Raw genomic sequence first — 17,403 nt, 5'->3', positions numbered from 1 at the left:
TTCGCCGCGGTCGGCGATCCGTGGGCGGGTCCTCCCGGCGGCCCCAGAGCCGCTGCGGCCGCCGCCATCAGACAGACCGCGCATCTCGACGCCCACGCTGCCGGAAGTCCTGGAGCCATGAGATCAGCGTCACACGGGCCCCTCCATCCGGCATCCCGGATGCGGTATCCGAAACTCCAGGGCCGCTGCCGGTCCTGAAGGGCTACGCGGAGAACAGAGAAGTCTCCACGACGATCAGAAATGAGCGAATCGGCACGCTCGACAGCCCCTGGGTACCCAGGATCAGCCTCCTCCGGAGCCGTCGGGAGCAGAAGGACTGGAGCAGTCAGAACAGAAGGACCGGAGCAGCCAGAACAGAAGGAAAGGCCGCGTGGCGGACAACGGCGCGGGGCAGGAACAGCCGCTCAGTAAGGAACAGCCGCTCAGGGAGAAGGGACCGTGCGGGAGGTCAGGAGGGCCGGCCCGTGGAGACCTTCAGCTCGAAGTGGGCGCCCTGTTCGTCGACCGCCGTACCGGAGGACGGGAACTGTCCGACGACCTGGCCCTCCGCGTAGGTGTTGCCCGGCTCCTCGATCTCCTTGATCGTCCAGCCCGCGGCGGCCGCGCACGCCTTCGCCGACAGGATGTCCTTATAGATGAAGCTCGGAGCGCTGACCTTCTTGGGGTCGTTGGAGTCCTCCGAGGCGTTCGAGCACATCGTGTCCTTCATCGTGCGATTGCGCTCCGGCGGGCGGTAGCCCTGGTCCGAGGACTCGCTGGTGCCCGGGTCACCGCCCTTGCCCGCCTGGTCGTCCTTGCCGTTCTGGAGGGCGATCGCGGTGATCAGGCCGCCGACGGCGAGGAGCGCGACGACGATCGAACCGACGATGACCGGCATGTTCCGCTTGGACCCGCCGCCGCCCGGACCTCCGGGGGACGTCGGGTGCTGCGGGTTGATCGTGTACGGCGGCGGGGTCTGGTGGGAGAGCTGGCCCGGGGCCGGGTACCCCTGGACCTGGCCGGACTGCGGGTAGCCGTAGCTCGGGGTGGGCGCCGGGGTCGGTTGGCCGTAGGGCCCCGGCTGCTGGTGCGGGTGGGGCTGATACGGCGTCTGGACGCTCTGGGGGGCCGGGGTGGACTGGTCGACCGGCGGGAACACCGCCGAGCCGACCCCCGACCCGCTGTTGGCGGGTCCGCCGCCCGCCACGATCATCGGGGCGCCGGTCTGGCCGCCGGAGGCGTTCAGCACCCGGGCGATCTCGTCGCGCATCGCGGCGGCGCTGGGGAAGCGCTCGTTCGGGTTCTTCTTGAGCGCGCGGGCGACGAGCGCGTCCACCGCCGGGGTGACCGACCGGTTGATGCCGGACGGCGCCCCCGGCTCCTCCTGCACATGCGCGTACGCGATGGCCAGCGGGGAGTCCGCGTCGAAGGGCAGCCGCCCGGTGAGCAGCTGGAAGAGCATGATGCCCACCGAATACAGGTCGGACCGGGCGTCGACGCCGCGGCCGAGGGCCTGCTCGGGGGAGAGGTACTGCGGGGTGCCGACGACCATGCCGGTCTGCGTCATCGAGGTGACACCGGACTGCATCGCGCGGGCGATGCCGAAGTCCATGACCTTCACGACGCCGCGCTTGGTCATCATCACGTTGCCGGGCTTGATGTCCCGGTGGACCAGGCCCATCTCGTGGCTGGTCTCCAGCGCGGCGAGCACGTCCGCCGTCACCTTGAGGGCCTTGTCGGCGGGCATCGCGCCGTGCTGTCGGATGTCGGCGGCCAGCACCGAGCCGAGCGGCTGCCCCTCGACGTACTCCATGACGATGTAGGGCATCAGCGCACCGCCGAGCTCGTCCTCGCCGGTGTCGAAGACGGAGACGATGTTGGTGTGCTGGAGCTTGGCCACGGCCTGCGCCTCACGCCGGAAGCGCTCACGGAAGGACTGCTCGCGGCCCAGCTCGGTGTGCAGGGTCTTGATCGCGACCTGGCGGTCCAGGGCGGAGTCGTAGGCGAGGTAGACGGAGGCCATCCCGCCCTCGCCGAGCAGGTCGCGCAGTTGGTAGCGGCCGCCTGCGACCGAACCGCCCGCATAGCGGCCCTGTGCGCCGTCCTGGCTCATGACGTGCATCCCCCTCGGCGGCGCGCAGGTGAGCGGTGTGCCGTGCGCGCGATATTCCCTGATGTACGCGCCAAGTCTGCCCGAGGGGTCTGACACGTCAAGCCGGGTGCCCGTTCCGTGACCCTCGGCACAGGAAGTGTCCCGGAAGCGTTACAGGAAACGCATGAAAAACAGGTGGAGGGCGCGCCGGGCGGTCGGATGATCGGTCCGGGACGGAACCGTGGTGTCCGCCGGAGGCTGTAGCGTGACGTGGCAACGCAGCAAGGCACCGTGAGAACCCGCGGACGCGCGGACAGATACGACGGCGAGGACTGATGGCACCCGATTCCGAAGCAAACGGCGGCGGAGTCTCGGATGGCACCGACTCCTGGGGCGTCGGCGGCGTCGTCGGTGACGGACGTTACCGGATGACCCACCGGCTCGGCCGGGGCGGCATGGCCGAGGTCTACGCGGCGGAGGACATCCGGCTCGGACGCACCGTCGCGGTGAAGCTGCTCCGTTCCGACCTGGCCGAGGACCCGGTCTCCAAGGCCCGCTTCACCCGCGAGGCACAGTCCGTCGCGGGCCTCAACCACCACGCGATCGTCGCCGTGTACGACTCCGGCGAGGACGTCGTGGGCGGCCAGACCGTTCCGTACATCGTGATGGAGCTGGTCGAGGGCCGGACGATCCGCGATCTGCTCCTGACCGCCGAGGCCCCGCCGCCCGAGCAGGCCCTGATCATCGTCTCGGGGGTGCTGGAGGCCCTCGCCTACTCGCACCAGCACGGCATCGTGCACCGCGACATCAAGCCCGCCAACGTGATCATCACGGATTCCGGCGCGGTCAAGGTGATGGACTTCGGGATCGCCCGCGCCCTGCACGGCGCGCAGTCGACGATGACCCAGACCGGCATGGTCATGGGCACGCCGCAGTACCTCTCCCCCGAGCAGGCGCTCGGCAAGGCCGTCGACCACCGGTCCGACCTGTACGCCACCGGCTGTCTGCTCTACGAGCTGCTCGCGCTGCGTCCTCCGTTCACCGGTGAGACCCCGCTCTCGGTGGTCTACCAGCACGTCCAGGACATCCCGGTGCCGCCGTCCGAGGTCTCGGACGTGGTGCCGCCGGAGCTGGACGGGCTGGCGATGCGCTCGCTGGCGAAGGACCCGGACGACCGGTTCCAGAGCGCCGAGGAGATGCGCGGCCTCGTCCAGTACAGCCTCCAGATGCTCCAGGTGCAGGGTGGTCACACCGGGACCTGGAACACCGGCCCCGTCGCGCTGCCCGAGGGCGGTCACACCCCCTCGCAGGGCATCACCGGTTCCACCCGGGCGATGGGCCACCCGGCGCACGGGGACACCTCCCAGGGCCCGATCCTGCCGCCGCTCAACCCGGACGACGGAGGCTACGACGGCGGACAGCGGCGGTCTCGCGGCGGGCGCGGCAAGATGTGGCTCTTCGTCCTGCTCGCGCTGATCGCGATCGGTGCGGGGGTCGCCTTCGCGCTCAACGCGGCGCAGGGCAACGGCGACAAGAAGGATCCCGTCTCGCCCTCCCCCTCGGTCAGCCGGTCCGAGGAGAAGCCCTCGGAGAAGCCGTCGCAGGACGAGACGTCGAAGGAGCCGGAGCAGCCGGACAGCACGGGCGGCGGTCAGACGCAGCCGAACCCGCCGCCGCCGACCCGGGACCCCACCCCGAGCAGGCCCACCTTCACCCCGTCCCCGACCCCCTCCGAACCGGACCCCGGCACCTCGGACGGCAACACCAACGAGGGCTCCAGCGGGGAGCCCACCGGCGATCCCACCGCCCCGACCACCGACCCGGGGACCCCGGGCGGCAACGGCGGCGACGACGGCGGAGCCGGTGGAGGTGACGACGGCGGTACGGGGACCACGCCCGGCGCCTCGGCGGGCAACACCACCTCCTGAGTCCGCGCGGCCGGCCCCGGGACGAACACCGTGAGCACGCCGCACCCAGCCCCGCCACGCGGCCCGGGTGCGGCTCACTCCGCGGACCGGGTGAAGCGGACGGGTGGGGTCGCGGTTCGTGCCGTGAAGCGGACGGGCGCGGCTCACTCCGTGAACGCCGCGCGGACCTCCTCGTAGGCGTCCGTCCACCAGACCACCAGGGCCGACACCGCGGGGAACTGCGGGTCGGCCCTCCGGTCGTCCAGGCGGTAGCGCCAGCGCAGTATCCAGAAGTCGTTCAGCCGCTCCCACCACACCCGGTGCACCGCGGCCGCCAGCTCCGCCCGCCCGGCCCCGGTCGCCCGCCGGTACGCGCGGGCGTACGCCCGTACCTTGGCGAGATCCAGCCGCCCGGCCGGGCGGACGAAGAAGATCGCCGCGGCCCGTACGGCCTCCTCGGCGCGCGGCTGGACGTCCAGCCGGTCCCAGTCCACGATCGCGACCGGATGGGCGCCCCGGTAGAGCAGGTTCAGCGGGTGGAAGTCCCCGTGCACCCAGCCGGTGGCGGGTCCGTCCGGGGTCGGCGGGCGGCGGTGGGCGTGCTGTTCGAGCAGGGCGCGGCGCTCCACGAGGCGGTGGACGGCGAGTTCGTCGAAGGCGTCGCGCGGGGCGTTCCGGCCGCCCTCGCCGCGCGCGGCGGCCAGCAGGTCGTCGATCAGCGCGAAGGTGTCGGCGGGGTCCGGGCTGTGATGGCCGGGCCGGGGCGGCCCGTCGGGGTCCGGCGGACCGTCGCGCGGGGCCATCACCTGCTCCAGGCCGGTGTGCACGGTCCCCAGGAGCGTGCCGAGCCGACGGGACTGGGCCAGGGTCAGCTCGGCGCCCGCCCGGTGCAGCCCGTCGACCCAGGGGTGCAGGGCGTAGCAGCCCTCACCGATCACGGTGACCGTGTCGCCCCGGGTGTCCGACAGGGGCGGGACGACGGGCACACCGAGCGACTGGAGGCGCTGGGTGGCCCGGTGCTGGCGGACGATCGCGGCGGGCTCGCCGGAGGTGTCGTCCAGGTGCCGCTTGTCGAGGTGGTGCTTGAGGAAGAACGCGCCACGCGTGGTGGAGACCCGGTACCCGTGGTTCAGCAGGCCCTTGGTGACCGGCTCGCAGGCGAGCGGTTCCCCCACCTCGGGGTATCGGCGCAGCACCTCGCCGACCGGGGGAACAGGCGGGCGGATGACATATGAGCGCGGCACTTACCAGATGTTAGATCACTCTGTGTGGCGACTTCGCGGACTTGCGGTCACCGCAGCAGGTGCGCTAAGTGCGCTGGGGGATCCCTTGGTGATCAGGCCCCGCGTGCCCGGCATGATCAGCGAGACACCCGCTGGGCGCGGTCGGCGAAGCTCAGCGTGTGCTCCGTGACGAAGTGCGGGTCCACCCGGATGTAGGCGGGCGCGAAGGGCTCCCCGTTCACGGTGGCGGGGGCGGCTCCGAACAGCTGCCGCTGCTCGGGGGCGGGGTGCGCGATCTCGGCGGGGCCGGTGAACTGCACCGACCACAGCTCCCCGTCACCGGACGACGGGCCGTTGTAGTTGTCCGCGCCGTACGCCACGACGCTCCCGTCGCACGCCTCGTGGTAGCCGAACCCGCTGTGCATCCGCAGCAGGATGCGGCCGTCGCTCACGATGTGCCGGGCCACGGCCAGGAAGGGCAGGGCCCGGATGCTGGTCGCGAGCCGGCCGTAGGGGACCCGGCCGAGCAGCTCGATCGGCGCGGCCCGCTCGATGGTGCCGGCCGCGCGGCGTGCGCGGGGGGAGCCGTGGTGGCCGGGGGAGTCGATGGGCATGGACTCCACTGTTCCCCCGCTGTAGGGCGCGAGTAAGAGTCGCCTGCCCCGGACGACCCGGGACCAAAGTCCCGTCGGCCGCCCCGGAGGTGACCCGGCCGCCCAAAGGGAACCTGTCCGTCCCCAGGCGAGATCCGGCCGCCCCGGAGGTGACCCCTCCCGCCCCGGCGCCCGGTTGTTCAGCGCCGCCCCGTCGTTCAGCGGCGCTCGGCCTGGAGTCGCGCGACGTACGCGGCGGCCTGGGAGCGGCGCTCCATGCCCAGCTTGGACAACAGGCTGGAGACGTAGTTCTTGATGGTCTTCTCGGCGAGGTGCAGCCGCTCCCCGATGACCCGGTTGGTCAGCCCCTCGCCGATCAGGTCCAGGATCTTGCGTTCCTGTTCGGTGAGGCCCGCCAGCTTGTCGTCGCCCCTGCCGTTGTTCCCGTCGCGCAGCCGCTCCAGTACCCGGGCCGTGGCCACCGGGTCCAGCAGCGACTTGCCTGCGGCCACGTCCCGCACCGCGTTCAGCAGTTCGTTGCCGCGGATCGCCTTCAGTACATAACCCGACGCCCCGGCCATGATCGCGTCGAAGAGCGCCTCGTCGTCGGCGTACGAGGTGAGCATCAGGCAGGCGATGCCCTCGTCCTGCGAGCGGACCTCCCGGCACACCTCCACCCCGCTGCCGTCGGGCAGCCGCACGTCCAGCACCGCCACGTCGGGCCGGGTCGCGGGGATCCGTGCCAGCGCGTCCGCGGCCGTGCCCGCCTCACCGACCACCTCGATGTCCTCCTCGACGGAGAGGAGCTCGTGGACGCCACGCCGGACGACCTCATGATCGTCGAGCAGAAATACCCTGATTTTTCCTTCTTCGCGCACGATCGCAGTCTCACACACTCGCCTCTCCTCCGCTCTTCCCTGCCGCTGATCCGCGGGATAACGTGCCGTTGTTCCGGCGGCCTGTCAGGCTGTTTCCAGTGCTGTGACCAGCAAGGCTTCGCGGTTTTTTCGATTTACTTGGAAATCCAAGCAAAATCGCAGGTCAGATAGGTTTTCGCAGTTATGCGAAGCACTGGGTAACGTGCCTATGACAGGGCGCTCGCCGGGGCACCTGTCACGCCTGATCCCCGGCCGAGCGGCACCCACCCCGTGCACGGGTCCGGATTCAGGCGAGCCGCACTGGTTCCCGGCAGACCCCGGGGGCCGGACCGACGGAGGAGCACGCACGTGACCGTGGAGAGCACTGCCGCCGCGCGTAAACCGCGACGCGCGAGCAAGCGGACCAGCGCCGCGAAGAAGCCGCAGAGCGCCGAGCCCCAGCTCGTACAGCTGCTGACGCCCGAGGGCGAGCGCGTCGAGCACCCCGACTACGGCATCGACCTTAGCGCCGACGAGCTGCGCGGCCTTTACCGGGACATGGTGCTCACCCGCCGGTTCGACGCCGAGGCGACCGCGCTCCAGCGCCAGGGCGAGCTGGGTCTGTGGGCCTCGCTGCTCGGCCAGGAGGCCGCGCAGATCGGCAGCGGCCGTGCCCTGCACGACGACGACTACGTCTTCCCGACCTACCGCGAGCACGGTGTGGCCTGGTGCCGGGGCGTCGACCCGACCAACCTCCTGGGCATGTTCCGCGGCGTGAACCACGGCGGCTGGGACCCGACCACCAACAACTTCCACCTGTACACGATCGTCATCGGCTCGCAGACCCTGCACGCCACCGGCTATGCCATGGGCGTGGCCAAGGACGGCGCGGACTCCGCCGTGATCGCCTACTTCGGCGACGGCGCCTCCAGCCAGGGCGATGTCGCGGAGTCGTTCACCTTCTCCGCGGTCTACAACGCCCCGGTCGTGTTCTTCTGCCAGAACAACCAGTGGGCCATCTCCGAGCCCACCGAGCGTCAGACCCGGGTGCCGCTCTACCAGCGCGCCCAGGGCTTCGGCTTCCCCGGCGTCCGCGTCGACGGCAACGACGTCCTCGCCTGCCTGGCCGTCACCCGCTCCGCGCTGGAGCGCGCCCGCCGCGGCGAGGGCCCCACCCTCGTGGAGGCCTTCACCTACCGTATGGGCGCGCACACCACCTCCGACGACCCGACGAAGTACCGGGCCGACGAGGAGCGGGCCTCGTGGGAGGCCAAGGACCCGATCCTGCGGCTGCGCACGTACCTGGAGAAGTCCGGCCACGCCGACGAGGCCTTCTTCACCGCGCTGGAGGCGGAGAGCGAGAGCCTCGGCAAGCGGGTACGGGAGGCGGTGCGCGCGATGCCCGACCCGGAGCCGATGGCCCTGTTCGAGCACGCCTACGCCGACGGGCACTCCCTCGTCGACGAGGAGCGCGCCCAGTTCGCCGCCTACCAGGCATCGTTCGCAGACTCCGCCGAGGAGGGCAAGTAGCCATGGCCGTGGAGAAGATGTCCATCGCGAAAGCGCTCAACGAGTCGCTGCGCCTCGCCCTCGACACCGACCCCAAGGTCCTCATCATGGGTGAGGACGTCGGGAAGCTCGGCGGTGTCTTCCGTATCACCGACGGACTCCAGAAGGACTTCGGCGAGGACCGGGTGATCGACACCCCGCTCGCCGAGTCCGGCATCGTCGGCACCGCGATCGGCCTGGCCCTGCGCGGCTACCGCCCCGTGGTGGAGATCCAGTTCGACGGCTTCGTCTTCCCCGCGTACGACCAGATCGTCACGCAGCTCGCGAAGATGCACGCCCGTGCGCTGGGCAAGATCAAGCTGCCGGTCGTCGTCCGTATCCCCTACGGCGGCGGCATCGGCGCGGTCGAGCACCACAGCGAGTCCCCCGAGGCGCTCTTCGCGCATGTCGCGGGCCTGAAGGTGGTCTCCCCCGCCAACGCCAACGATGCCTACTGGATGATGCAGCAGGCCGTGCAGAGCGACGACCCGGTCATCTTCTTCGAGCCGAAGCGGCGTTACTGGGACAAGGGCGAGGTCGACACCGAGTCCATCCCGGGTTCGCTGCACCGGGCCGCCCGCGTCCGCGAGGGGAGCGATCTCACGCTCGCCGCGTACGGGCCGATGGTGAAGGTCTGCCTGGAGGCGGCCGCGGCCGCGCAGGAGGAGGGCAAGTCGGTCGAGGTCCTGGACCTGCGCTCGATGTCCCCGATCGACTTCGACACCATCCAGACGTCCGTCGAGAAGACCCGCCGGCTCGTCGTCGTGCACGAGGCGCCCGTCTTCTACGGCTCCGGCGCGGAGATCGCCGCCCGGATCACCGAGCGCTGCTTCTACCACCTCGAAGCGCCCGTGCTCAGGGTCGGCGGCTACCACCTGCCCTATCCGCCCGCCCGGCTGGAGGAAGAGTATCTGCCCGGCCTGGACCGGGTGCTCGACGCCGTCGACCGCTCGCTGGCGTTCTGAGGAGAGGGTCCGTGACGACGATGACCGAAACGTCCGCTCGTTTCCGCGAGTTCAAGATGCCCGATGTCGGCGAGGGACTGACCGAGGCCGAGATCCTCAAGTGGTACGTCCAGCCCGGTGACACCGTCACCGACGGCCAGGTCGTGTGCGAGGTCGAGACGGCGAAGGCGGCCGTCGAGCTGCCGATCCCGTTCGACGGCGTGGTGCACGAACTGCGCTTTTCCGAAGGCACGACCGTCGACGTCGGCCAGGTGATCATCTCGGTGGACGTCGCTCCGGGCAGCGGCGACGCGGCCCCGGTCCCCGCTCCGGTGCAGGAGCCGGTGGAGACCGCCGCCGCGCCCGCCCCGGCGGCCACCGCCGACGGTGGGCCGAAGGGCCGTACGCCGGTCCTGGTCGGCTACGGCGTCGCCGAGAGCTCCACGAAGCGCCGCCCGCGCAAGGGGGCGGTGGCCCCGGAGGCAGCCGCCGTGGCTGCCGCGGTGCAGGCCGAGCTGAACGGGCACGCTGCGCCCGCTCCGGCGGCCGACGCTCCGGTCACCCGCCCGCTGGCCAAGCCGCCGGTCCGCAAGCTCGCCAAGGACCTGGGCATCGACCTGGCGACGGTCACCCCGACCGGCAAGGACGGGATCATCACCCGCGAGGACGTCCACGCGGCGGCGACACCCGTAGCCACTTCGCCCGGGACTCCCGCCGCGCCCGCGGCTGCCCCCGCGGAGGAGGCCGGCGCTCCGGTGGTGGCGTCCCCGGTGGAGGCCGGCGCTCCGGTGGTGGCGTCCGGCTCCGCCCGCGAGACGCGCATCCCGGTCAAGGGCGTCCGCAAGGCGATCGCGCAGGCGATGGTGGGCAGCGCGTTCACCGCGCCGCACGTCACCGAGTTCGTCACGGTCGACGTCACCCGCACGATGAAGCTCGTGGCGGAACTGAAGGAGGACAAGGACATGGCGGGGGTGCGGGTCAATCCGCTCCTCATCATCGCCAAGGCCCTCCTCGTCGCGATCAAGCGGAACCCCGACGTCAACGCCGCCTGGGACGAGGCCAACCAGGAGATCGTGCGCAAGCACTACGTCAACCTGGGCATCGCGGCCGCGACCCCGCGCGGCCTGATCGTGCCGAACATCAAGGACGCGCACGAGCTGACCCTGCCGCAGCTCGCGGCGGCCCTCGGCGAGCTGGTCTCCACGGCCCGGGACGGCAGGACGTCCCCGGCGGCGATGGCGGGCGGCACGGTGACCATCACCAACGTCGGTGTCTTCGGCGTCGACACGGGCACCCCGATCCTGAACCCCGGGGAGTCCGCGATCCTGGCGGTCGGCGCCATCAAGCTCCAGCCATGGGTCCACAAGGGCAAGGTGAAGCCGCGTCAGGTCACCACGCTGGCCCTGTCGTTCGACCACCGCCTCGTCGACGGCGAACTGGGCTCGAAGGTGCTGGCCGACGTGGCGGCGATCCTGGAACAGCCGAAGCGCCTGATCACCTGGGCGTAGACGCGTTCGCAGGCATTCGTACGCAAAGGGGCCTGCCCGCACGATATGTGCGGGCAGGCCCCTTTCCCGCCCTGCGGGCGCGGGTTACTTGGCGAAGCCGTAATCCATCAGCTTCTTCGCGTCGGCGGTGCGGTTCGCCTCGGAGGAGGAGGTGAGCACCGTGCCGATGACGGTCTTGCCCTTACGCGTCGCGGCGAAGACCAGGCAGTACTTGGCGGTCGGGCCGGAGCCGGTCTTCACGCCGATCGCGCCGCTGTAGCTGCTGAGCATCTTGTTGGTGTTGCTCCACGACATGTAGCGGTAGCCGCCGCTCTTCGTGGTCACCTTCTGCTTGGTCGACTTGGTCTTGACGATCGCGCGGAAGGTGGAGTTCTTCATGGCCTTGCCGGCGATCAGCGTCAGGTCGCGGGGGGTCGAGTAGTTCTTCCCACCCCCTATGCCGTCGAACGAGTCGAAGCTGGTGTTCTTCAGCTTGAGGCTCTTGGCGGTGGAGTTCATCTTGCCGATGAAGGACTTCACCCGAGCCGCGCGGGTCGAGCCGGAGCCGAACTTGTCGGCCAGGGCGTAGGCCGCGTCGCAGCCGGAAGGGAGCATCAGGCCGTAGAGGAGCTGGCCCACGGTGACCTTGTCGCCGACGATGAGCCGTGCGGACGAGGCGTTCTTCGAGACGATGTAGTCGCTGTAGGCCTTCTGGACCGTGACCTTGGAATTCAGGTTCACGTTCTTCTGCGACAGCACCACCAGCGCCGTCATGATCTTGGTGGTGGAGCCGGTGGCCCGGCGGGTGTCCGCGGACTTGGCGTAGAGCGCCTTGCCGGTGCCGTCGTTCATCACGAAGCCGCCCTTGGCGACGATCTTCGGGACCGGCGGCGCGGCGGCGTGCGCCGTGGAGGCGAGGGCGCCGCTCGCGAGCAGCGCGCCTGCGGTGAGTGTCACGGTGGCCGTGACGGAGACGCGATTGACGCGCTTGATGCCGATTTTCAACTGAACGCTCCAAATGCCCCTGAAATGCGGCTACATAAGGGTGCCGCTCACCATCTTGAGACTACTGAGAGGCGTCCAGGGATGCGTCCCCTAGCAGGTGAATTCGCACGCGCTGGAATTGACGCCTGTCGGGGATCCCGGGGCGCAGCATCCCTTTCCCCGCCACGCGTCGCGCCCCTCCTTGGCCGCGACGGCGGCGATGCCGAGAGCGGCGACCGGGTCGGCCCAGGACCAGCCGAGGACGGCGTTGAGTACCAGACCCACGAGCAGTACGGCGGACAGATAGGTGCACAACAGGGTCTGCTTGGAGTCCGCGACGGCGGAGGCGGAGCCGAGTTCCCGCCCTGCTCTGCGCTGGGCGGCGGAGAGGAACGGCATGATCGCGAGCGACAACGCCGCGATGACGATGCCGGGCAGCGACCGTTCGGCTTCCCCGGCCCCGCCGGACAGCGCCCGGACCGCGTCGACGGCGACGTACGCGGCGAGTGCGAAGAAGGACAGGGCGATGATCCGAAGTGCGGTCCGCTCCCGGGCCTCGCGCACCGCGTGCTCGCGGGCGGAGAACTGCCAGGCGACCGCGGCGGCCGAGGAGACCTCGATGACGGAGTCCAGTCCGAAGCCGATCAGCGCGGTGGAGGAGGCGATCGTTCCGGCGATGAGGGCGACGACCGCCTCGACGGCGTTGTATCCGATGGTGGCCGCCACCAGCAGCCGTATCCGGCGGGTGAGCGCGTCCCGGCGGGCCGGGGACGGGCCGAGGGAGACCGTCGCCATCAGCAGCAGCCCTTCGTCCCCGCGTCCGGGCAGGTGCGGTCGGACGCGACGGCCACCACCGCGGTGCGCAGGTCGTCCAGGGCGTGGCCGAGGCGTTCGTCGGCCAGTTCGTACCGCGTGCGTCGGCCGTCCGGCACGGTGACCACCAGTCCGCAGTCGCGCAGGCAGGCCAGGTGGTTGGAGAGCCGGGAGCGCGAGACCCCCAGGGCCTCGGCCAGGTCGGAGGGGTACGCCGGGGCCTCGCGGAGCGCGAGCAGCAGACGGCAGCGGATCGGGTCGGCGAGCGCGCGGCCGAACCGCGCGAGCACCTCGACGTCGGGGGCGATGGTCAGCATGAGCTGACAGTACAGCGATTGATGAATTCAGGGAAGCGTGAACTATGCGAGGTGTCCGGCGCTGCCCGAGGCGTCCCCCGGTGACCGGATGTCCCACTGGTCCGGTGGCCGGATGCCCCGCTGGTCTCACCGCCCTCCCTCGCACCCGAGGTCCAGATGCCGGACCACACTCTCGTATGCGTGCATGTTGTATCTATGCTGTGCGCATGCCTGTCGCGCCCTCCCCCGTACCGCCCGCCTCCTCCTCCCTCAAGCGCCCGCCCGCCGCCGAGCGGGTCTACACACACATCAAGGAAGCGGTCCTGGACCGGCGCTACGAGGGTGGGACGCTGCTCACCGAGGGAGATCTCGCGGACGCGGTCGGGGTGTCCCGGACGCCCGTGCGCGAGGCGCTGCTGCGGCTGGAGGTCGAGGGGCTGATCAAGCTCTACCCGAAGAAGGGCGCCCTGGTGCTCGCCGTCTCCGCGCAGGAGATCAAGGACGTGGTGGAGACCCGGCTGCTGGTCGAGGAGTTCGCGGCCCGCAAGGCGGTGCCCGCCACCCCGCAGCTGGTCGCCCGGCTGGAACAGCTGCTGGAGGAGCAGCGGCGACTGGCGCAGGACGGCGATCTGGCGGCCGTCGCGGTCAAGGACCGGTGTTTCCACGCGGAGATCGTCAGCCACGCGGGCAACGAGATCCTCCTGCGCCTCTACGACCAGCTGCGCGACCGGCAGCTGCGGATGGGCGTCGCGGTGATGGAGGCCCACCCCGATCGCATCCAGGCCAACATCACCGAGCACGGGGAGCTGCTGGCGGCGATCCGGGCCGGGGACGCCGAGGCGGCCGCACAGGTCGTGCGGCGTCACGTCGGCCGGGTGCGGGTGCTGGTCCGGGGTGAGGACCGGTGACCTCGGCCGCCCCCACCCTCTCCCTGCCCGGTGACCCGCCCGGCGGCCGACGCGCCGCCTGGGTGTGGGGCATCGGCGTCGCCGTCTACTTCGTCGCGATCATCTTCCGTACGAGCCTGGGGGTCGCCGGACTCGACGCCGCCGACCGGTTCGACGTCAACGCCTCGGCCCTGTCGACGTTCTCCATCCTCCAGCTCCTCGTCTACGCGGGCATGCAGATACCCGTCGGGCTGATGGTCGACCGGCTCGGCACCAAGAGGGTCCTGACCATCGGGGCCGTCCTGTTCACCGTGGGCCAGCTCGGCTTCGCGCTCTCCCCCTCCTACGGCATGGCGCTCGCCGCCCGCGCGCTGCTCGGCTGCGGGGACGCGATGACGTTCATCAGCGTGCTGCGGCTCGGCAGCCGCTGGTTCCCAGCCCGGCGCGGCCCGCTGATCGGACAGGTCGCGGCGCTGTTCGGGATGGCGGGCAACCTCGTCTCGACGCTGTTCATCGCCCGCGCCCTGCACAGCTTCGGCTGGACCACCACCTTCGTCGGCAGCTCGCTGGCGGGCGTGGTCGTGCTGGTGCTGCTCCTGCTGTTCCTCAAGGACCACCCCGAGGGTCACGAGCCGCCGCCCGCCGAGCACACCGGCGCCGCGTACGTCCGCCGGCAGATCGCCGCCGCCTGGCGCGAGCCGGGGACCCGGCTCGGGATGTGGGTGCACTTCACCACCCAGTTCCCGGCGATGGTGTTCCTGCTGCTGTGGGGGATGCCGTTCCTGGTCGAGGCGCAGGGACTGGGCCGGGGCACGGCGGGCACGCTGCTCACGCTGGTGGTGCTGTCCAACATGGCGGTGGGACTCGTCTACGGGCAGATCGTCGCCCGCCACCACGAGGCCCGCACCCCGATCGCGCTCGGCACGGTGGCGACGACGGCGCTGCTCTGGGCCTCCGCGATCTTCTACCCGGCCGACCACACGCCGATGTGGCTCCTGGTCGTGCTCTGCCTGGTGCTCGGCGCCTGCGGACCCGCCTCGATGATCGGCTTCGACTTCGCCCGCCCGGCCAACCCGCCCGAGCGCCAGGGCACGGCCTCCGGCATCGTGAACATGGGCGGGTTCATCGCCTCGATGACCACGCTGTTCGCCGTCGGGGTGCTGCTGGACGCGACGGGCGACAACTACCGGGTGGCCTTCGCCTCGGTCTTCGTCCTGGAGGCGCTCGGCGTCACCCAGATCCTGCGGCTGCGCCGACGCACGGCGGCCCGGGAACGCGACCACCACGTGGTCAGCCGTGTCGAGGCGGTCCACGTGCCCGCGTGATCCGGCGGGGGCGCGGGCACGCGCACCGGCGGGGCTACGGCGTGACGGAGAAGTTGGCCAGGATCGCGGCGGCCAGCTCCTGGTCGCCCTCGATCTTGATCTGGTCGGCGACGGCGGCGGGCCGGACCCGTCCGCACGCGAGCCGGACGTACGTCTCCCAGTCGAGCGACAACGTCACGGCGGGACCCAGGGACGGCGCACCGTCTATCGAACCGCGGCCGTCGGCGTCGACCCGTACGGTCCGCAGGAACTCCACCGGGCCGTGCACATCGAAGACGACCGCCGAGTTGGCGGGGGCGCCCGCGTCCTTGGCGACCACCTTCGGCAGCGCCAGGAGCAGGATGTCCCGGGTGATCAGCGCTCCGGGGGAGTCGAGGTTGCCCGGCTGACCGAGCGCGACACGCAGATCCTGCTCGTGCACCCAGACGTCGAAGGCCCGCATGTGCAGGGCCGTTTCGAGGGTCTGCTCGGCGCCCAGCGGTGCGCGGACCGTGGTCTCCGGAGCGCGCGACTCGTTGCGGAGCTGGCGGGCCCGGCGAATGAGGACGTACTCCAGCTCGGAGGTCATCTCCGGGGCGGTGTGGTGGCGCCGGACGTCGACCTGCATCTCCATGTAGCGGGCGAAGTCGCTCTGCACGTGGTAGAGATCGCGCGGCAGCGTGTGGATCGGCCGGGGGTCGCCGAGCATCTCGCACTCCATGCCGATGACGTGCGACACGATGTCGCGCACCGACCAACCCGGGCAGGGCGTACGGCGATTCCACTCGCTCTCGGCGAGGGGCTTCACCAGCTCGGCTATCGCCTCGAGGGAGTGGGTCGCGGCGTCGGTGTAGGTCTGGAGGCTGGGATGGACGGTCACGGGACCCCTCGTGCGGTTCTGCGGTGCATGGGCTGGAGAGCAGGGAGTGCTGGCGGTCGGGCGGGCACTGACGGCGCTGTCGGAGAGCTGCGTGGGAGGTTCGGTGGCTCGGACCCACCGGCGGTGGAGGGTGGGTCCAAGTTACGCTGCGAGCAGGCACCCCGGCAGTGCTTTCGTGTGACGATCGTAGGCCCGTGTTGACGGCTCGAATGCCAGGACGGTGGTAGTGTGCGCGCCTCGCTCATCCAGATCGCAGTAGACCCTGATGAATCGGTCACCTCCCGCAGGGAGCGGGCGGCCTCCCTGGTCGTCGCCCAGCGGGGAGCCGATCTCGTGGTCCTCCCCGAGCTGTGGCCGGTCGGCGCCTTCGCCTACCAGTCCTTCGCCGAGGAGGCCGAACCCCTCCAGGGGCCCACCCACGACGTGATGGCGAAGGCGGCCGCCGAGGCGGGCGTCTGGCTGCACGCGGGCTCGTTCGTGGAGCGCGCCGGGGACGGCACGCTCTACAACACCGCGCTGGTGTTCTCGCCCGCCGGTGAGCGCTCGGCCGTCTACCGTAAGATCCACCGCTTCGGCTTCGACCAGGGCGAGGCGGTGATGATGGGCGCGGGCGAGGAGCTGGTGACCGTTGCCCTGCCGCAGACGACCCTGGGCCTCGCCACCTGCTACGACCTGCGCTTCCCGGAACAGTTCCGCGCGCTCGTCGACGCGGGCGCGGAGACGCTCGTCATCTCGGCGGGCTGGCCCGAGCGCCGCCGCGCCCACTGGACGCTCCTGGCGCAGGCCCGTGCCGTGGAGAACCAGGCGTACGTCCTCGCCCTCGGCACGGCGGGCACCCACGCGGACGTCCCGCAGGCCGGACACAGCATCGTCGTCGACCCGTGGGGCGAGGTGCTGGCCGAGGCCGGTGCGGAGGAGGAGATCCTGACCGTGGAGTTCGACCCGGCGAAGGCGGGTGCGACGAGGGAACAGTTCCCGGCCCTCAAGGACCGCCGGCTGGGGCTGGCGCCACCACGGCGGTGATCCGGTGCTGTTTCACGTGAAACGAGGTGTTTCACGTGAAACAGCGAACTGCCCCGCACGGCAACGGATTCAGCCCTCGTTCTCCTTGTCCGCCAGGACGATCACGCACATCGCCACCGCGATGAGCAGCGCGGTGTCGGCGTCGTCCCGGATGACGTCGATGCCGTAGGTGTCCCGGATCGTCAGCCAGCGGCGCGAGACCTGGGCCAGGAGTTCGCCGTCGTACTCGATGGCGAACTCGCGGTCCAGGATCTTGCCGCTCACGTCCAGCTCGGTGCCGTCGAGCAGGGTCACCCGGTAGTGGTTGCGGAGCATCGACAGCCGCTTGCGCTTGACCTTCGCCAGTTCCTCGCCGCCGCGCTCGATGAGCATGGTGTCCCGCAGGCTGACCAGCTTCTGGCGCAGCTCGACCAGGACCCGGCCTTCGGCGTCCTTCAGCTCGAAGGTGTCGCGCAGCCGCATCGCCTTGCCGTCGACCAGGAAGACCTTGCGGCCCGCGTCGTCCTCGATCCAGTAGTCGTCACCGATGGCGAACAGTCGCTCACGCACTACAAGTCTCATGCGACACAGGTTCCCCCGGCCCCCG

Annotated in this window: 16 protein-coding genes; 7 read left to right on the top strand and 9 right to left on the bottom strand. The window is 70.8% G+C overall.

Annotated features, from left to right (window positions below; genetic code table 11):
• Positions 1–448: 448 nt before the first annotated feature.
• Positions 449–2,092 carry a protein kinase gene (locus tag ACIRRU_RS13495; RefSeq protein WP_403679471.1) on the bottom strand — a complete coding sequence of 548 codons (1,644 nt, stop codon included), beginning with the start codon at positions 2,090–2,092 and terminating at the stop codon, positions 449–451.
• 314 nt (positions 2,093–2,406) lie between these two features.
• Here ACIRRU_RS13495 and ACIRRU_RS13490 point away from each other — a divergent pair, with 314 nt between their 5' ends.
• On the top strand, positions 2,407–3,999 hold the full coding sequence (locus ACIRRU_RS13490; RefSeq protein WP_403679469.1) for a protein kinase: 1,593 nt from the start codon (positions 2,407–2,409) through the stop codon (positions 3,997–3,999).
• A gap of 143 nt (positions 4,000–4,142) precedes the next feature.
• Here ACIRRU_RS13490 and ACIRRU_RS13485 read toward each other — a convergent pair whose 3' ends face one another.
• The 3 genes from ACIRRU_RS13485 to ACIRRU_RS13475 all read right to left on the bottom strand — a co-directional run bounded on the left by ACIRRU_RS13485 (position 4,143) and on the right by ACIRRU_RS13475 (position 6,672).
• Positions 4,143–5,174, bottom strand: a complete 1,032-nt coding sequence (locus ACIRRU_RS13485) for a phosphotransferase (protein ID WP_403679642.1) — start codon at positions 5,172–5,174, stop codon at positions 4,143–4,145.
• Positions 5,175–5,338: 164 nt separating this feature from the next.
• Positions 5,339–5,815 (bottom strand): pyridoxamine 5'-phosphate oxidase family protein, encoded by a 477-nt coding sequence (locus tag ACIRRU_RS13480; RefSeq protein WP_403679466.1) that lies wholly within the window; start codon positions 5,813–5,815, stop codon positions 5,339–5,341.
• Positions 5,816–6,012: 197 nt separating this feature from the next.
• Positions 6,013–6,672 (bottom strand): response regulator, encoded by a 660-nt coding sequence (locus ACIRRU_RS13475; protein WP_403679463.1) that lies wholly within the window; start codon positions 6,670–6,672, stop codon positions 6,013–6,015.
• 348 nt (positions 6,673–7,020) lie between these two features.
• On the opposite strand from ACIRRU_RS13475, the gene pdhA reads away from it, so the two are divergent.
• Genes pdhA through ACIRRU_RS13460 form a run of 3 tightly spaced genes read left to right on the top strand, consistent with a single transcriptional unit; the run spans position 7,021 to position 10,651 of the window.
• On the top strand, positions 7,021–8,181 hold the full coding sequence (pdhA, locus tag ACIRRU_RS13470; protein ID WP_403679460.1) for a pyruvate dehydrogenase (acetyl-transferring) E1 component subunit alpha: 1,161 nt from the start codon (positions 7,021–7,023) through the stop codon (positions 8,179–8,181).
• A gap of 2 nt (positions 8,182–8,183) precedes the next feature.
• The gene (locus ACIRRU_RS13465; RefSeq protein ID WP_403679458.1) at positions 8,184–9,164 is read left to right on the top strand and encodes an alpha-ketoacid dehydrogenase subunit beta; all 981 of its coding nucleotides are present in this window, start codon (positions 8,184–8,186) and stop codon (positions 9,162–9,164) included.
• Between the two features lie 11 nt (positions 9,165–9,175).
• Positions 9,176–10,651, top strand: coding sequence for a dihydrolipoamide acetyltransferase family protein (locus tag ACIRRU_RS13460; RefSeq protein WP_403679455.1), 1,476 nt, complete (start codon positions 9,176–9,178; stop codon positions 10,649–10,651).
• Positions 10,652–10,735: 84 nt separating this feature from the next.
• Here ACIRRU_RS13460 and ACIRRU_RS13455 read toward each other — a convergent pair whose 3' ends face one another.
• The 3 genes from ACIRRU_RS13455 to ACIRRU_RS13445 form a co-directional block, all read right to left on the bottom strand.
• On the bottom strand, positions 10,736–11,635 hold the full coding sequence (locus tag ACIRRU_RS13455; protein WP_403679452.1) for a D-alanyl-D-alanine carboxypeptidase family protein: 900 nt from the start codon (positions 11,633–11,635) through the stop codon (positions 10,736–10,738).
• 90 nt (positions 11,636–11,725) lie between these two features.
• On the bottom strand, positions 11,726–12,409 hold the full coding sequence (locus tag ACIRRU_RS13450; RefSeq protein WP_403679450.1) for a cation transporter: 684 nt from the start codon (positions 12,407–12,409) through the stop codon (positions 11,726–11,728).
• Positions 12,409–12,744: an ArsR/SmtB family transcription factor gene (locus ACIRRU_RS13445; protein ID WP_403679447.1), complete on the bottom strand. Its 336-nt coding sequence runs from the start codon at positions 12,742–12,744 to the stop codon at positions 12,409–12,411. The genes ACIRRU_RS13450 and ACIRRU_RS13445 overlap by 1 nt, the downstream gene beginning before the upstream one ends.
• 206 nt (positions 12,745–12,950) lie before the next feature.
• Here ACIRRU_RS13445 and ACIRRU_RS13440 point away from each other — a divergent pair, with 206 nt between their 5' ends.
• Positions 12,951–13,631 (top strand): GntR family transcriptional regulator, encoded by a 681-nt coding sequence (locus ACIRRU_RS13440; RefSeq protein ID WP_403679445.1) that lies wholly within the window; start codon positions 12,951–12,953, stop codon positions 13,629–13,631.
• Positions 13,628–14,935, top strand: a complete 1,308-nt coding sequence (locus ACIRRU_RS13435) for an MFS transporter (protein ID WP_363204280.1) — start codon at positions 13,628–13,630, stop codon at positions 14,933–14,935. Before ACIRRU_RS13440 ends, ACIRRU_RS13435 begins: the two co-directional genes overlap by 4 nt.
• A 34-nt stretch (positions 14,936–14,969) precedes the next feature.
• Here the strand turns inward: ACIRRU_RS13435 and ACIRRU_RS13430 are convergent, their stop codons facing one another.
• On the bottom strand, positions 14,970–15,794 hold the full coding sequence (locus ACIRRU_RS13430) for a maleylpyruvate isomerase family mycothiol-dependent enzyme (protein ID WP_363204281.1): 825 nt from the start codon (positions 15,792–15,794) through the stop codon (positions 14,970–14,972).
• A gap of 228 nt (positions 15,795–16,022) precedes the next feature.
• Here ACIRRU_RS13430 and ACIRRU_RS13425 point away from each other — a divergent pair, with 228 nt between their 5' ends.
• Positions 16,023–16,817: a carbon-nitrogen family hydrolase gene (locus ACIRRU_RS13425; RefSeq protein ID WP_403679442.1), complete on the top strand. Its 795-nt coding sequence runs from the start codon at positions 16,023–16,025 to the stop codon at positions 16,815–16,817.
• 69 nt (positions 16,818–16,886) lie between these two features.
• On the opposite strand, the gene ACIRRU_RS13420 is transcribed toward ACIRRU_RS13425, so the two are convergent.
• Complete coding sequence (locus ACIRRU_RS13420; RefSeq protein WP_403679440.1) at positions 16,887–17,378, bottom strand: LURP-one-related/scramblase family protein; 492 nt, start codon at positions 17,376–17,378, stop codon at positions 16,887–16,889.
• Positions 17,379–17,403 lie beyond the last annotated feature (25 nt).

The organism is Streptomyces sp. NPDC101181 (assembly GCF_044767975.1).
GTDB lineage: Bacteria > Actinomycetota > Actinomycetes > Streptomycetales > Streptomycetaceae > Streptomyces.
Note: the sequence above shows the minus strand (reverse complement) of the source record. Positions and strands in the feature narration are given on the sequence as shown.

Excerpts from the sequence above, each read along its gene's own strand:
- ACIRRU_RS13465 (WP_403679458.1), top strand. The coding sequence starts at position 8,184 with ATGGCCGTGGAGAAGATGTCCATCGCGAAAGCGCTCAACGAGTCGCTG.
- ACIRRU_RS13480 (WP_403679466.1), bottom strand. The coding sequence starts at position 5,815 with ATGCCCATCGACTCCCCCGGCCACCACGGCTCCCCCCGCGCACGCCGC.
- ACIRRU_RS13420 (WP_403679440.1), bottom strand. The coding sequence starts at position 17,378 with ATGAGACTTGTAGTGCGTGAGCGACTGTTCGCCATCGGTGACGACTAC.
- ACIRRU_RS13445 (WP_403679447.1), bottom strand. The coding sequence starts at position 12,744 with ATGCTGACCATCGCCCCCGACGTCGAGGTGCTCGCGCGGTTCGGCCGC.
- ACIRRU_RS13440 (WP_403679445.1), top strand. The coding sequence starts at position 12,951 with ATGCCTGTCGCGCCCTCCCCCGTACCGCCCGCCTCCTCCTCCCTCAAG.
- ACIRRU_RS13450 (WP_403679450.1), bottom strand. The coding sequence starts at position 12,409 with ATGGCGACGGTCTCCCTCGGCCCGTCCCCGGCCCGCCGGGACGCGCTC.
- ACIRRU_RS13495 (WP_403679471.1), bottom strand. The coding sequence starts at position 2,092 with ATGAGCCAGGACGGCGCACAGGGCCGCTATGCGGGCGGTTCGGTCGCA.
- ACIRRU_RS13490 (WP_403679469.1), top strand. The coding sequence starts at position 2,407 with ATGGCACCCGATTCCGAAGCAAACGGCGGCGGAGTCTCGGATGGCACC.